This is a genomic window from Arthrobacter sp. UYCu511, from assembly GCF_040547105.1.
GTDB lineage: Bacteria > Actinomycetota > Actinomycetes > Actinomycetales > Micrococcaceae > Specibacter > Specibacter psychrochitiniphilus.
In genome coordinates this window covers 18,058-32,165 of the sequence record NZ_JBEPPB010000004.1, presented here as the reverse complement: position 1 = coordinate 32,165, position 14,108 = coordinate 18,058, and the positions used below count along the sequence as shown (strand labels likewise).

The 14,108-nt window shown below is 58.0% G+C and carries 15 protein-coding genes; 11 read left to right on the top strand and 4 right to left on the bottom strand.

Annotated features, from left to right (window positions below; translation table 11 throughout):
- Positions 1 to 51: 51 nt before the first annotated feature.
- Together ABIB48_RS07325 and ABIB48_RS07320 are read left to right on the top strand one after the other, a co-directional pair.
- Positions 52 to 750, top strand: coding sequence for a hypothetical protein (locus ABIB48_RS07325; protein WP_354212593.1), 699 nt, complete (start codon positions 52 to 54; stop codon positions 748 to 750).
- A gap of 539 nt (positions 751 to 1,289) precedes the next feature.
- Positions 1,290 to 1,772 (top strand): DUF6941 family protein, encoded by a 483-nt coding sequence (locus tag ABIB48_RS07320; RefSeq protein ID WP_354212592.1) that lies wholly within the window; start codon positions 1,290 to 1,292, stop codon positions 1,770 to 1,772.
- 10 nt (positions 1,773 to 1,782) lie between these two features.
- Here ABIB48_RS07320 and ABIB48_RS07315 read toward each other — a convergent pair whose 3' ends face one another.
- The 3 genes from ABIB48_RS07315 to ABIB48_RS07305 all read right to left on the bottom strand — a co-directional run bounded on the left by ABIB48_RS07315 (position 1,783) and on the right by ABIB48_RS07305 (position 3,796).
- Positions 1,783 to 2,208, bottom strand: a complete 426-nt coding sequence (locus tag ABIB48_RS07315; protein ID WP_354212591.1) for a rhodanese-like domain-containing protein — start codon at positions 2,206 to 2,208, stop codon at positions 1,783 to 1,785.
- Complete coding sequence (locus ABIB48_RS07310) at positions 2,205 to 2,810, bottom strand: bifunctional 4-hydroxy-2-oxoglutarate aldolase/2-dehydro-3-deoxy-phosphogluconate aldolase (RefSeq protein ID WP_354212590.1); 606 nt, start codon at positions 2,808 to 2,810, stop codon at positions 2,205 to 2,207. Before ABIB48_RS07310 ends, ABIB48_RS07315 begins: the two co-directional genes overlap by 4 nt.
- Before the next feature lie 92 nt (positions 2,811 to 2,902).
- Positions 2,903 to 3,796, bottom strand: coding sequence for a sugar kinase (locus tag ABIB48_RS07305; RefSeq protein ID WP_354212589.1), 894 nt, complete (start codon positions 3,794 to 3,796; stop codon positions 2,903 to 2,905).
- A 308-nt stretch (positions 3,797 to 4,104) separates the two neighbouring features.
- Here ABIB48_RS07305 and ABIB48_RS07300 point away from each other — a divergent pair, with 308 nt between their 5' ends.
- From ABIB48_RS07300 to ABIB48_RS07260, 9 genes are all read left to right on the top strand, one after another.
- A complete protein-coding gene (locus ABIB48_RS07300) occupies positions 4,105 to 5,373 on the top strand; it encodes an ABC transporter substrate-binding protein (protein WP_354212588.1) in 1,269 nt (422 codons plus the stop codon).
- Between the two features lie 80 nt (positions 5,374 to 5,453).
- Positions 5,454 to 6,389, top strand: a complete 936-nt coding sequence (locus ABIB48_RS07295) for a carbohydrate ABC transporter permease (protein ID WP_354212587.1) — start codon at positions 5,454 to 5,456, stop codon at positions 6,387 to 6,389.
- Positions 6,389 to 7,225, top strand: a complete 837-nt coding sequence (locus tag ABIB48_RS07290; protein ID WP_354212586.1) for a carbohydrate ABC transporter permease — start codon at positions 6,389 to 6,391, stop codon at positions 7,223 to 7,225. The genes ABIB48_RS07295 and ABIB48_RS07290 overlap by 1 nt, the downstream gene beginning before the upstream one ends.
- A gap of 3 nt (positions 7,226 to 7,228) precedes the next feature.
- A complete protein-coding gene (locus ABIB48_RS07285; protein WP_354212585.1) occupies positions 7,229 to 8,416 on the top strand; it encodes an ABC transporter ATP-binding protein in 1,188 nt (395 codons plus the stop codon).
- A gap of 3 nt (positions 8,417 to 8,419) precedes the next feature.
- On the top strand, positions 8,420 to 10,054 hold the full coding sequence (locus tag ABIB48_RS07280) for an N-acyl-D-amino-acid deacylase family protein (protein WP_354212584.1): 1,635 nt from the start codon (positions 8,420 to 8,422) through the stop codon (positions 10,052 to 10,054).
- Between the two features lie 56 nt (positions 10,055 to 10,110).
- The gene (locus tag ABIB48_RS07275; RefSeq protein WP_354212583.1) at positions 10,111 to 10,842 is read left to right on the top strand and encodes an IclR family transcriptional regulator; all 732 of its coding nucleotides are present in this window, start codon (positions 10,111 to 10,113) and stop codon (positions 10,840 to 10,842) included.
- 40 nt (positions 10,843 to 10,882) lie between these two features.
- Positions 10,883 to 11,269 (top strand): RidA family protein, encoded by a 387-nt coding sequence (locus ABIB48_RS07270; RefSeq protein ID WP_354212582.1) that lies wholly within the window; start codon positions 10,883 to 10,885, stop codon positions 11,267 to 11,269.
- Between the two features lie 39 nt (positions 11,270 to 11,308).
- Positions 11,309 to 11,476 carry a hypothetical protein gene (locus ABIB48_RS07265; protein ID WP_354212581.1) on the top strand — a complete coding sequence of 56 codons (168 nt, stop codon included), beginning with the start codon at positions 11,309 to 11,311 and terminating at the stop codon, positions 11,474 to 11,476.
- A 190-nt stretch (positions 11,477 to 11,666) separates the two neighbouring features.
- Positions 11,667 to 12,230: a hypothetical protein gene (locus ABIB48_RS07260; protein ID WP_354212580.1), complete on the top strand. Its 564-nt coding sequence runs from the start codon at positions 11,667 to 11,669 to the stop codon at positions 12,228 to 12,230.
- 65 nt (positions 12,231 to 12,295) lie between these two features.
- On the opposite strand, the gene ABIB48_RS07255 is transcribed toward ABIB48_RS07260, so the two are convergent.
- A complete protein-coding gene (locus tag ABIB48_RS07255) occupies positions 12,296 to 14,020 on the bottom strand; it encodes an ABC transporter family substrate-binding protein (protein WP_354212579.1) in 1,725 nt (574 codons plus the stop codon).
- Between the last annotated feature and the right edge of the window lie 88 nt (positions 14,021 to 14,108).

Genomic DNA, 14,108 nt, shown 5'->3' with positions numbered 1-14,108 from the left:
TCATCATGAGGAAATTGGGATGCAGGCACTCTTGGCAAGTAGCCTCTTTTCATGACTGCTGACAAAGCCCCGGACACTAACCCAACGTCCGCCCCCACACCACTGGCTCCTGGTGAGGGGAAACGCACGTCAACTGGAGAATTCGCGCCGGTGGCAGCCGTGGGGTTTGTGTTCTTGATTCTGCGGATTTTTGCTGTCTCCGGGTATGACTGGAACACGGCGTTTGCCGTCAGCACCACCTTGAGCTTGAGCGATGGGCTGGCCTTGGTTTTTGGCTCACTCATGGCAGGGCATGTCCTGGTGCAAATCTTGCTGATCATTGTTCTGCCGTTGCTTATTGCCACATTTTTATGGTCCTCGAGCGGACACCGAGCTACGGTCTTATTAGCCACCACACTGAGCAGTGTCACTCTGATCGCTTTGACAGTCAGCTTCAAAATTTGGTGGTTGCCGCTGGCAACCGCAGCTGTTTTTGGAGTCTTTGCGCTCACCCGCGCCCTCCCGGTCAAGCACTGGCTACGGCGCGGGTTTGGGGTGGCCATGGCTGGCGTTGGTGGGGTCACCGCAGTTGCAGTGCTGATAGTTGCCGCTTTCATCCAGACCCCGTGGGTCCCGCATGAAGCCATCATGACAACCCACGGCCCCGTCAGTGGCTATGTCCTCAGCGTGGATTCGGGATATCTCAACGTTTTGACTGATGAACACGAGTTTGTCATTTTGAATAGCTCAGATGTGATTTCACGCAAATAAGGAGGCTCACAAAGTGCTACCCCTGCGTCTGGGCAGCACTGGTGCAAACGCGATGTGCGCGGACTGATCGAAGAGCTGTTCTTGAAGTAGCCGCTTCAATCCGCTGTTCCTGTGCGACGGGCGTCGATGTCCGCGTCACCATGGCCGCTTCCACTCTTGACGAGAATTGCTCACCATCTGTTTTACAAGAGAACGGCTTACCCATTGGGTAGACCTCTCCGGTGTAGCAAATCAGTGCGGGACCGCGGATAAGCCTCGGGCCAAGAGGGCTCAGTACACTGAAATTATGGATCCAATATTTTTCATTCCTTTTGGCGTAACTTTCCTCATCGCGATCGGCACCGCGTTCTGGATTTATCGCAAGTATGAGAAGAAATAGCTCTTATCTGCGGTTCACGGCGAGCACTGCACCGGGGTACTCCGTCTAGAGTCCCCGTCTCTGGTGTTCGGATCACAGGCCGGAGAGCTTGGGAAAAATTAGCACCAGCAACGGAAGCGCTCACAGGACGTGGTTGGATGGGCTTTATGGAGATTTCCACATGAGCGATCATTCAAGCGCCGGCGCCAGCATCATCATTGCCGACTTCGTCAACATCGACGCGGCCGGAAAGGTCAACATCATTGGTGGTGGCATCCAATTCCTAGGCTTCGACCCAGACACCGGAATGAGCGCACCGTTCTCACTCTTTGTGAGCGTCACCGTCAGCATTCCCGCCTTCGATTCAACCCAAGCCGTGGTGGAGGTGGCGCTCGTAGACACCGACGGCCGTCCCGTCAGCGTGCCGGCAAGCGAGGGACCCAACGTGTTGCACTTCAAACAGCAAGTCGATTTCAGGCACACCATGGCTCCTAACATGCAGCCGCCACCCATGGGCTTCCCGGGCTGCTCTAACGTGGTGCTGAACTTCCCCGGCGGATTGCCTCTGCCCACCGGCTCCGCCTATGAATGGGTTGTGATGCTCGACGGCGCACGGCTCTCCTCCAGCACGTTCTTCGTGCCGGGAATTGCTGACGGCAAGTAGCGTCTCAAGGCTATCCGCGGACGGGCCCGGCATTGCTTGCCGTAACCTGCGGATCCGCTGGCGGTGTCCATTCTCCGCGTGCATCCACAACTGGATAGCCGTTCCGGCACCAGTATTCGAAGCCGCCGATCATTTCCTGCACGGCCACGCCGCGTTGAGCCAAAATGAGTGCGGCCTGTGTGGCGCCATTGCACCCCGGTCCCCACCCATAAACGGCTAAGCGCTTGCCCTCCGGCAGTTCCAAATCCTCTCCGCAGAGGAGCTTCTCCACGGGCAGGTGGATGGCCCCGGCAATATGGCCGTGCCCCCACGAGGCCTCCCTGCGAGTGTCTATGAGCACCATCTCCTCGGAGACCACCAGCGCGGCGGCCGCGGTGACATCGATTTCATACGCCAGCTTCGCTGCCAAAACCATGGCAAGCTCTTCCGGATTCATCGCTTCAGGATCCGGGCGAGTTCTGGCAGCTGTGCGGAGTCCGCGAGGGCAGCACCAACGGCAATAACACTGGCACCTGCGTTCAGGAACTGCTCTGCATTCGCGGTCCCCATCCCTCCCGTGGCAACAATCTTGGCCTGTGGGAACGGCCCGCTCATGGCTTTGAACCACTCCACACCCAAAACGGAGGCGGGGAAGGCCTTCATCCATGTCAATCCGGCACCGAACGCCTGCTGGACTTCCGAGGCCGTGGCAACACCCGGCAACGAGGGCATACCGGCATCAGTGGACGCTTGCACCACAGCAAGGTCCAGCCCCGGACTCACCGTGAATGCAGCCCCGGCACTGGCAGCCTGGGCAACATGCTCAAGGCTTACTACGGTTCCGGCACCAACCTGCTTTCCGCGTTCCTTGCCCGCGGCCACCACGGCAGTCAGCGCCCGCAGATCTTCCTCGGTCTGGATGGGAATCTCTACAAGATTGATCCCCAGGTCCCAGGCCTGCGCGGCCAATGCCAAGCTTCTCTCTACACCCATTCCCCGCAGGATCGCCATGAAGGGCTGGCCTTGGAAGAGTGCCGTAAATTCATCATTGCGTAGCATTTGTGCGCCTTTCGTTGATTCAAGGTTTAGTGCTGGGACCATTCATAACGCTGAGGATGGCTACCGCTCGGGATGGCAAATACTTGGCATGCTTAGAGGTCTGTCGGGACGTCACTAGTGGAGCGCAGCACCAGGACCGCTTGCTCATGGCCGCAACGCAACTGTTCCGCTGGGCTCAATCCCCGCAGACAGGCGGAGAGATAACCAGCGGCGAAGGCATCTCCGGCGCCAATAACTTCCACCACTTCAGTGGGAATGGCTGCTACAAAGTACCTCTCACCATCACAAAATGCGGTGGCTCCCACATCGCCATCCTTGATCACAAGTGTTTCCGGGCCTGGCAAAAGTTCACGTACCTCTTGCGGTGTCCGTGTCCCCCACAACTCAAATGCCTCATCTAGGCCTACAAAGACAATGTCCGCTTTGGCTGCTATCTGAAGCAGTTGCGCAGCCGCATCCCTTTCCCCCCATAGTGCCTGCCGGTGGTTGACATCAAAGCTCAACTTCCCCGGAAGCTGCCGCACCCGCTCCACAACACCGTCAATGAGGGCCGCACAGCTTGCAGAAAGCGCAGGGGTGATGCCGGAGACATGGACGTAGGCGGCCTCCTCCAGCGGAAGACCCACCAGCATTTCCGGTCCCATGTGTGAGGCTGCGGACCCAGTGCGGAAGTACTGGACCCCCTTCCCCGGATCTTTGAAATACACACCAGTGGGCGCTGTAGGGTGAATGCTCATCCATTGCAGATCCACCCCACCATTGCTGACCTGCCGGCTGAGGCGGCGGCCCAAGGCATCGTCACCTAGCTGGCTGACCCAGGCTGTACGGTGCCCTAATGACGCCAAGTGCAGGGCCACGTTAGACTCCGCACCGCCGGCACCTAGGTGGAAATCCACGGCATTTTCCAGCGGTACGGCATGGGTGGGCGTGACGAGAACCATCGATTCTCCGATGGCAACAAGTTCTGGGATTGCGTAGTTTCGCATGACCCAACTATCAGGCAGTTGTGCGCGGATTGCAACAGTGTTGCATTTGTTGCACACTTTAATCGTCACGCAAACGCCAGTCACTGGCATTTGCGGCAAGTCCCGAGCGATTTATAGCAACGAGCACGCCACCCAGCCAGCCCTAGGCGGTACCCAGAAATAGTTTAGGTGTTGCATTATGCGCACACGCTGATGCATTCGTTATACAAAAGAAACATTTATGCGGCCCACTCGTCGATGTGATGCGCAATACTATTTTCATACCACCTGCAACGACTGTTGCATATTATGCACAAGGAGGAAATTTGATGTCACGCCTTAAAGCTTCACTTGCTATTGCAGTTGCAGCATCTTTTGCCCTAACCGGATGTGGCGGCAATAATGCCGAGACCGGATCTGCCGGCAAAGGAGGCGCACCTTCGGGAGAGTTGTCCTTCGCTACTTGGCAGTTCTTGGAACCAAATCGCGGCGAGAAGATCTTTGAAGCCATCAACGGCTTCACCACCGTCAATAAGGACGTCACCATCAAGAAGGTGGAAGTAGCCCGCGCAGACTATGAAAAGACCTTGAGTACCCAGTTCGGTGCCGGAGCAGGTCCGGATATTTTTGTCATCCCGGACGCCTTCTTCCCTCAGCTCACTGACGCCGGAATTCTGGAACCGCTCGATGATGTGGTTAGTGCCGCCAATGCGCAGGGCTTCCGCGACATCAACAACAACTACAAGGTGGACGGTAAGCAATACGGTGTGGTCTGGGAGGTAGTGCCGTATGCAACGTTCTGGAACAAGGACATTTTAGAGAAAGCCGGCGTCCAACCGCCCACCGACGTCAAGAGCTTGATTTCCGCTGCAGATAAGATCAAATCCGCCACCGGCAAGACCGGCTTCACCGTCCGCCACCAGATGAATGAGGAAACACCGTGGTGGACCGACTTCTCCAACTGGGTGTTCGGCTACGGTGGAGCCTGGTCCGATGGCACCAAATTGACCATTAACTCCCCCGAGAACGTGGAAGCTCTGACGGCTTTCAAGTCCGTCTACGGGGCCCCCGGATTCGGTAAGGGACAGGACGCCTCCACCTACCGCTCCGCATTCTCTGCTGGTGAGCTGGGCATGGCAATCGATAACTCCTCTGCCGTCATGACTCTTATTAGCGATAAGGTCCCGGCCACCGGAATCGGTTCGGCAGTGCTGCCGTTCCCAGCCGGCGGCTCCGCATTTGCCGGCTTCTCCATCGGTGTCAACGCCAACTCCAAGAACAAGGACGCCGCCAAGGAATACATCAAGTGGCTATTGAGCAGCGACGCCCAGCAGACCATGGCCAACACCTTGTTCCCATCTGCTACAGCCACCAACGTTCAGGCCTCAGCAGATTTGACCTCTGCCAACCCCTGGGTCAGTGCCTTCTCCGAGCAGGTCAATAACGCCAGCAGCGTGAACATCAAGGGCTTCGACGTCAAAACCGCAGAGATCCGCACCCTGGTTCTGACGCAGGTAGAGCGTGCTCTCACGCAGGACGTTTCCCCGCAGGCTGCTTTCGATGAAGCGCAGAAGCAGGCTGAAGCACTCGTCAAGTAGGGCTCTGTGGGTGGCCGCCTCATGGCTGCCACCCACAGCACCTTCAGGACCACAGCACCTTGCGCACCCTAAGGAATCCCATGACCACGTCAACCAGGTTGGCCAAGTCCGTAACACACCGAGCCGGGGCAAAACGCCGGCGCTGGAGCTACGGCCCCTACCTTTTCATTGGGCTCGCCGTAGCCTATCTACTATTCTTCACGGCCTTCCCGCTATTCACCGGCATCCAGCTCAGCTTCAAGAACACCAAATTGCTCAACCCCACCGGCGGACAATTCGTTGGCTTTGAGAACTACTCTTCGCTTCTGAGCAGCGGAAGCTTCATGAAATCCGTATGGACCACACTCATCTACACGGTAGCTTCGGTGGCTGGCTGTCTTTTTCTCGGCATTGTTTCCGCACTGGTCATCAACAGCGCCATCCCGGGCCGCGCCTTAGCCCGCACCATCATGGTGCTGCCGTGGGCCGTGCCCACAGTCGCAGTGGCACTGGTGTTCCGTTGGATCTACAACGACACCACTGGGGTTTCGGGCCAATTCACCCAAGCACTGGGCATGGGGCAGATCGGCTGGCTCACCGACCCCCAGTACGGGATGGCCGCCGTGGTCATCCCTACCGTCTGGAAACTCTCACCCTTTGTCATGCTGGTGGTCCTGGCCGCGCTGCAATCCGTGCCTGAGGAGCTTTATGAAGCTACCAAGATCGACGGCGCTGACGCCCTGACAACCTTCAGACAGATTGTGCTGCCGCAGATTGCCCCCACCATTCGCGTGGTGGCATTGCTCATGACCATCTGGTCCTTCCGGCGCTTTGAAATCATCTGGTTGATCACCGGCGGTGGACCCGTAGATGTGACCACAACCATTGTCATCAATGTCTACCGCCAGGCCTTCAACAACGGCGCCTTGGGCCTTGCGGCCGCCGCCGGCGTGCTCGGCCTGCTGCTGTCCCTGGTGGTCACCGTGGTGTACTTCTTCATTGAACAGCGCTCCAACAAAGCGAACGGGGCCTCCTAATGCTTGCTCGACGAAACCTCTCTTTGGGCGTCCGCGCTCTGCTGGCACTGATCCTGGTAGTTCTGGCGGGTTTCCCCGTCTACTGGATGATCAACACTGCAATGACCCCGGCCAGCCAGCTGTATTCAGGAAACCAGAACCTCATCCCTGAGTTCAGCCGAACCTTGAGCACCTTCCAGGTGCTGGTGGGTGATTCTCCGTTCCTGGGGTGGCTGGGTAACTCCGCCATTGTTGCTGGCGGCACCACGCTTTTGAGTCTTGTCATGGCCGCGTTGGCCGCTTATGCGCTCTCGCGCTACAAGTTTGCTGGTAAGGGCATTTTTGCCTTCGGATTCTTCGCCACACAGATGCTCCCCGAAGCGCTGCTGGTGGTTCCGTTGTATTCCATGTTCATGTCCTTGGGACTGCTGAATGAGCTCTACGGGCTGGTCTTGGTCAACACGGCCTTTGCCATGCCCGTGGCAGTGTTTTTGCTCAAATCAGCCATGGACACTGTGCCTTTTGAAATTGAGGAATCGGCCCGCGTGGATGGATGCAACCCTCTGACCATCCTGCAAGTGATGTTTATTCCGCTGATTGGCCCCTCCCTAGCTGCGGCCGCTGTCATCACCTTCTTTGACGGCTGGAACGAATACCTCTTTGCCACCACCTTCATCCAAGACTCCTCGAGCTGGGTGGCTTCCACCGGTCTGGCCTCCTTTATTGGCGAGTTCAGTACACCGCTGGACAGCGTCTTCAGCGCAGCAATTGTGTTCACCATCCCCGCCGCAGTCTTCTTCCTTCTGATGCAACGCAAGATTGTTTCCGGCCTGACCGCCGGATCCGTGAAAGGTTAAACCGTGCCTTCCCTTACCTTCGACAATGTGACCAAGAGCTTTGGCAAATTCACCGTGATCAACGATTTCTCCGCTGAGATTGATGAGAACGAGTTTCTGGTCCTGCTGGGCCCCTCCGGCTGCGGCAAATCCACCATGCTGCGCATGGTTGCTGGCCTGACGGAAATCAGCTCAGGCGAGCTGAAATTCGGTGACGAGGTGGTCAATGACCTCACCCCCAAACAGCGTGGAATTGCTTTTGTGTTCCAGTCCTACGCCCTCTACCCGCATATGAGCGTGCGCTCCAACATTGCCTTCCCGCTGCTTATGGACAACTTCCGTTGGTGGCATCACATTCCGTTTGTGGGAGGTGCTGTTCGCCGTCAGCTCATGAAGCGCAGCGACATTAAGGACAAGGTGGAGCGCACGGCGGAGATGCTCGAACTCACCGACTACCTGGACCGGCGGCCCAAGGCACTCTCTGGCGGGCAGCGTCAGCGCGTGGCTGTGGCCCGGTCCATTGTCCGCGAACCGTCCATTTATCTCTTTGATGAGCCCCTCTCCAACTTGGACGCCAAGTTGCGCATGCAGATGCGTGCGGAAATCTCCGCGTTGCACGCCCGGGTGAAGAAGACCTTTGTGTACGTCACGCATGACCAGGTTGAGGCCATGACCATGGGTACACGCATTGCTGTGATGAACGGCGGGGTGATCCAGCAGTTGGGCACACCGAGGGATATTTATGAGACACCCGCCAACGTGTTCGTGGCCCGCTTCATCGGTTCACCGCCCATGAACATCTTTGCCGCCACGCTCACCGATGACGGTTTGAGCGTAGATGGTGTGCCGGTCACAAACTCGCACCACATTGCCCACGTGCTGCGCTCACGGGACCTTCAGGGCGTCTCCGTGGGTATCCGGGCCGAGAAATTCTCCGTACTGACCTCCCCCGTTTTCACCGATCCGGACGCGCTCAGCTTTGCCGCCCACACCATGCTGCTAGAACACCTCGGAGCTGAAACCGTGGTGGGCTTCAAGGCTGGGCAGACACCCGAACGTGTAGATGTGGGTGCGGCCGCCTCTCACCAGTTGCACTACGCCCGAATCCCCGGGGAACAGCACTATGAGATCGGTGCCAACTGCCAGGTGCGGTTCAAGGACTCCGACATTCACCTGTTCCACCCCGAAACGGGCGAACGGATTGAGCGCTAAACCATGACCCACACAGCCCCCACTCCCCCACCCCATCGCACCATCCTGCGCGGAGGCACACTTCTGGGCGGCGCTGACTCAGGAGGCACAGCGTTCGACGGCGGTCACAGCGGTCCGCGCGTGGCCGACGTCGTGCTGGTCAATGGGCGCATTGAGAGCATTGGACAGGCCGTACAGCTGCCCGGGGACGTGGTGGTGGAATGTGCCGGGAGGCTGGTGCTACCCGGTTTTGTGGATGCGCATTCCCATGCGGATGCCGTTATTTTTGATCCGGCGGTGCAGCTTGCGCTGCTGCGTCAGGGAATCACCACGGTGATTGGAGGGCAGGACGGAGTCTCCTTTGCACCCGGTGATGGCAGGTACGCCAGCTCCTATTTTGCCGCTATCAACGGCACCCATCCGAGTTTCAGCGGCGGTGGGGTGGCGGAGCTACTGGCCTGTTATGAGCGGGCCACACCCCTGAACTTTGCGTACCTGATTCCCGCGGGAACCGTGCGCTGGGAAGTCATGGGGCGCAGCACAGCCGCGCCCACGGCAGAGCAGTTAGACCAGATGTGCCAACTGGTGGAGCAGGGTCTTGCCGAGGGTGCCGTAGGGCTGTCCAGCGGTTTGGACTATGTACCTGGCATGTTTGCCGACGCAGCGGAAATTTCCCAACTCTGTGTTCTTGTTGCCAAGGCGGGCGCCATCTACGTCACCCACATGCGCGGTGGCTACGAGGCAAATTCCAGCGTGGGAGTGGAAGAGATTCTCGCCATCAGCGTCGCTTCCGGTGTGAAGGCGCATATCTCGCATTTCCACGCCACGGCGCCCATCATCTCCGCCATGCTGGGCGAACTTGCGGGGAAGGGAGTTGATGCCACGTTTGATTCCTATCCCTACACACGCGGCTGCTCTCTGCTGTCCATGCCCATGCTGCCACCAGAGCTGTCGGTGAAACCGGTGGAGGAGATCATGGCTGCTTTGTCTTCTCCGGAGCAGCGCGCTGCCATCATCGCAGACTGGTTTCCGGCGGTTTCCCGCAACGCAAGTCTGGGATCGGAATGGCCCACCATGATGACTTTGGGGCACATTGCGGCGCCCGAATTCCAGTGGGCGCATGGGCTGACACTTGCTGGTGCGGCAGAGAATGCCGGTCAGGGGGTGGCCGACTTTACTCTGGATGTTCTGCTGCACTCGCGTCTGGAAGTCAACGTCATCATGGCTGTGCGCTACCAGCGCGACATGGCAGAGCTGGGAACCATTATGTCCAGCCCGCTGCATCTGGGCGGCTCCGACGGTATCTTCATAGGCGCCCACCCGCACCCGCGCGCGGCCGGGAGCTTCACCAAGTATCTGCGCACCTTGGTCCGCGAGCTACAGATATGGACATGGGATCAAGCAGTACAACATCTATCCACCGGTGCCTGCGAGCGCTTCGGGTTGGGGCAGCGGGGCCGGATTGCGCCTGGCTGGGTTGCGGACGTGATTCTAGTTGATCCGGAGAAGGTCTGCGATACCGCTAACTACCAAAATCCTGCGCAGTTGGCTGTAGGAATCGATGACGTGTTTGTGAGTGGAGTGCATGTGCTGACGAACGGTACGTTAACGGGCGCCCTCCCCGGCAAGGCCGTACAGAGAAGCGCGGCTGTACAATAAATTTCAATGTTGCAGTATCTGCATCAATCTATATTCCTTCTCGTGTGAGGCATCCAATGTCACAAAGCGTCCGGCGCGCAGCCAAGATCATCGACTCGATTGCCGAGGACCCTAAAACGGTCATGGAGCTGGCGGAGGCATTCTCCCTGCACCGCTCAACCATGTTCAGGGAACTGCAATCTCTAGAAGAAGTGGGATATGTGCGCCGGCGCAAGAACGGCAGCTACTCTCTGGGTTTACACCTCATAGCACTCTCGCGCAACGCCTTCGATAATTTGGATCTACGCGAGGCGGCCCACGAGCACATCCGCAAGCTGCACCGCAAGGTGGGCAACACCATCCATTTAGCCGCGCTCATGGAAAATAGCATTGTGTACGTGGACAAGGTTGAAGATGCCAGCGGTGTGCGCATGTACTCACGGATCGGCGCCTCAGTACGCCCACACTGCAGCGGCGTGGGCAAGGCGATCCTCTCTCACTTGAATACCTCCGAACGTGATGCCATTCTCGGTGACACCCAATGGGAAAAGTTCACCGAAAAAACCATTTTGACCCGCCCGGCGCTCGACGTGGAGTTGGCTACCATTCGCCAACAGGGTTGGGCAGCGGACGACGGCGAGTTCGAGGACTTTGTCAATTGCGTAGCCGTGCCCATTCAAAGCTCCGCCGGGGTGGTGGGAGCCATGTCACTGACAGCCATCCGCATGGTGGCGGATCTAGAACAGCTCAAGCTCCAGCTGCCGCTGATGCAAAAGACCGCCGAGCTCATCTCACGCGAGCTCGGCTAAATACCGGGCAGCTATGTCCGGCCCTATTGAGAGGAACACCATGTCCAAAGAAGCCGTCCACACCAACAACGCACCCCAGCCGGCTGGGCCCTACAACCAGGGCATCACTGCCAACGGGTTCTTCTACAGCGCCGGTTTTGGCCCCCAAGATCCCCGCACCGGTGACATGGCCGCTACGGTGGGTGAGCAAACCCGCCAGGTACTGCGCAATATCTCAGCTGTACTGGCTGAACGCGGACTGACTCTGAACGATTCCGTGAAAGTCACGGCACATTTGCAGAACCTAAAGGAAGACTTCGACGAGTTCAACGCCGCCTATCAGGAGTTTTTTTGCGCCCCCTTCCCCGTGCGCACCACTGTGGGCTCCACACTGTTCGATATTTTGGTGGAGATTGATGTGGTTGCTGCGTTCCCCGAGAAGGCCTAACCCTAGCCCCGGCAACGTGGTGGGCGTTAGTGTGAAGCTATGAGCAAGCATCCAGATTTTGATGACAGCGATTTAATTCACGAGCCGGCAAAGCCGGACCGTCTGGCCCAGGTTTATACCGAGATGGTGACCCCTGACATCGCCGAGATAAATGATCACGCAGCCACCCTGGAAGAAGAAGCCAAGACAGAGCCGGAACGGCTTTAGAGACTTCCTCATCGGGGCGGCACGCTGCGTGAGCTTCCCGGCGCTACCACCGGGCACCCAGAAACTGGGCGGTAAGAAACTGCTGCCGAGACTAAGAAATTCGTTGCCGCAGAAAACGTCCTACCGTATTGCGCCTTTGAGTACTTGCTTCCCACACCTTGCCCACCACCTCTGGCATTCTTGAAGTACCATGGCAGCTACTCCGCGCACCCCACAAACACTCATCTACTCCACACCAACCCGGGTTCTAGGTGCGGTGACGTGGACATTGTGCATCTTTTTGTCAGTGAATCTGATCCTGACCGGAACGGTGCAAGCCATCTGGGGATTTTTGCCATGGCTGCTGCTGGTTGGCTGGACCATCTACATTCTGTTGTGGCGCCCGTGCCTGCAAATCACCTCCGACAGCATTCTGGTCCGCAATATTCTGCGCGAGCACACCATCCCCTTCAGCGAGCTCACCGCCGTCCGCGTCCTGCAAACCACCAGCTTTGACACCACCGCGGGAAGGATCCCTAGTTGGGGAGCCCCCAGCATCGGAAAACTGGGCCCCCGCGCCCTCACCGTCCCGCACACCAAGGTTGTCATTCAGGCTGCGTGGGACGCCTGGGAACTTCGGCAACCAGAGATGGACGACGGCGCGGCCGCCTCCGCGCCCCACCCACCAACAGCGGTGACCCGGCGCTGGAACGTGGTCCCCGTCGTCGTAGGTCTCTTGAGCGTAGGGCTGGTTCTTGCCAGTGTGCTGAGCTAAGCCAAAAGCCCGGCCCACCCATGAAGGGTGAGGCCGGGCCTTTGTTGAGCTTGAAGCGGGTTGGGTTAGCTCTTGAATCCGATGCTGGTCCAGTCCATGGATTCGAACTGGGCGGCACCGTAGTTGACCAGTCCTGTCTTGACGCCCAAGGTGTTCGGGGTGGGTGTCAGCGGGATGACGGGGGTGTAGGCGAAGATTGTCTTGTCAATCTCGTTGGCCAGTTCAATGCGCTTGGCGGGATCCAGTTCCGCATTGGCAGCGGCCCACATCTCACCGAGTTTGTCATCGGTAATTCCGGTGAAGTTCTGCCCGGCATCGGCAGGGTAGAAGATCGATTCGGCGGCGGCCACCGGGAAAGCGGTCCCGGACCAGGCGAAGCCGGTCAGCTGGAAGTTGGACTTGAGCACGTAGTCGGCAAAGAACTTATCGGCAGGTACCGTGTCATTTTTGAGCGAGATACCAACAACTTGCAGGTTGGCCTGGATCTGTTTGAAGATCTGTTCAGAAACAGGGTTGTTGGCGTCCAAGGTGTAAATAAGTTCCAGCTTGGCACCATCTTTTTCCATCACCCCGTCGGAGCCCTTGGTGTAGCCGGCTTCCTTGAGCAGTGCCTCCGATTTGGCGGTGTCATAGCCAATGACGGCTGTTGCATCATCCTCGTAGCCCTTCTGACCAGGCATGAAGATGTAGCTGTTTTGATTGGCCACGGGGGCGCCGATAGGAGCTAGGCGGCTGGCGGAAATAGTGTCCCTGTCAATGGCGCGTGCCACGGCCTGGCGGACCTTAACATCTGCCAGCGGACCCTTGGAACCGTTCATTGTCACATGGTTCCAGGTCAAACCACCGGACTGCTGAATGGCGCCGTCTGCGCGCTTCTTGGCGGTGTCATAGTTGTCCTTGTTGGTGCCAATGCTGACAGCATCAAGTTCCTTGTTGGCGTAAGCCTGGGCAAGGGCATCGCGGGAGATGACCTTCATGATGATCTTCTCCAACTTGGGTTTTTGGCCCCACCACTTGTCATTGGGGACCAGGGTGACAACTTGGCCGGTGGTGTCCACCGTACCCACCTTGAACGGGCCCGTGGAAGGCAACGGCTTGGACTTGTAGCCCTCGTTGAAAGCCTTCACATCGGAGGCAACGGCTGCGGGTAGGACTGCTGCGGTAGCGGACCCTGCCGTGCTGCTGCCTAAAATGGAGGCCCAGTCAGCGTTCTTGTTCTTGAAGGTGATCTTGAAGTTAAAGTCGGTGTCCTCCTTGGTGACAGTATCAATGTCTTTGAAGACGTTGTCACCCACAATTTGGTAGTCCTTGTTGGTGCCATTATTGGCCTTGATGGTGGCGGCGTAATCCTTGTAGGTGATAGGTGTGCCGTCTTCCCACACAGCTTTGGGGTTCAATTTCACCTCTACAACTTGTGGGTCTTCGCTGAGCAGCTTGACCTCGGTTGCGTAGTCAGGGTCAACTTCCCAACCGCCGTCAACCGTGGTGCGAACTGGGCCGCCTAAGGTGGGGTCCAGGATTTCGGCACCGGCCTTGACGTTGCCGTCAACTTGGAGTGTGTTCCAGTTATCCGGCAGCTGGTCAACAGCCAGAGTCAAGGTGCCACCGTCCTTAACGGAAGCATAATCAGCGCTTACCCATGCGGTGGTGGGCAGGGTGGCGGTCTCAGCAGCGCCCTTGCTGCTGTCCACGGTGGGCTTGTTATCGCCTCCGCCGCCAGCGCTACAACCTGTCATGGCCAGGGCAACCGCCAAAACGCCGGCTCCCACCATCTTGTTAATATTTTTCATTTCTTCCTCCCATTGAATGGTCCCCGGTGGGTCATTGTTCTTCTCCCGCGGGGTTCGGTGGCTACGGTAAGTTCTTGGGGGTGTTCAC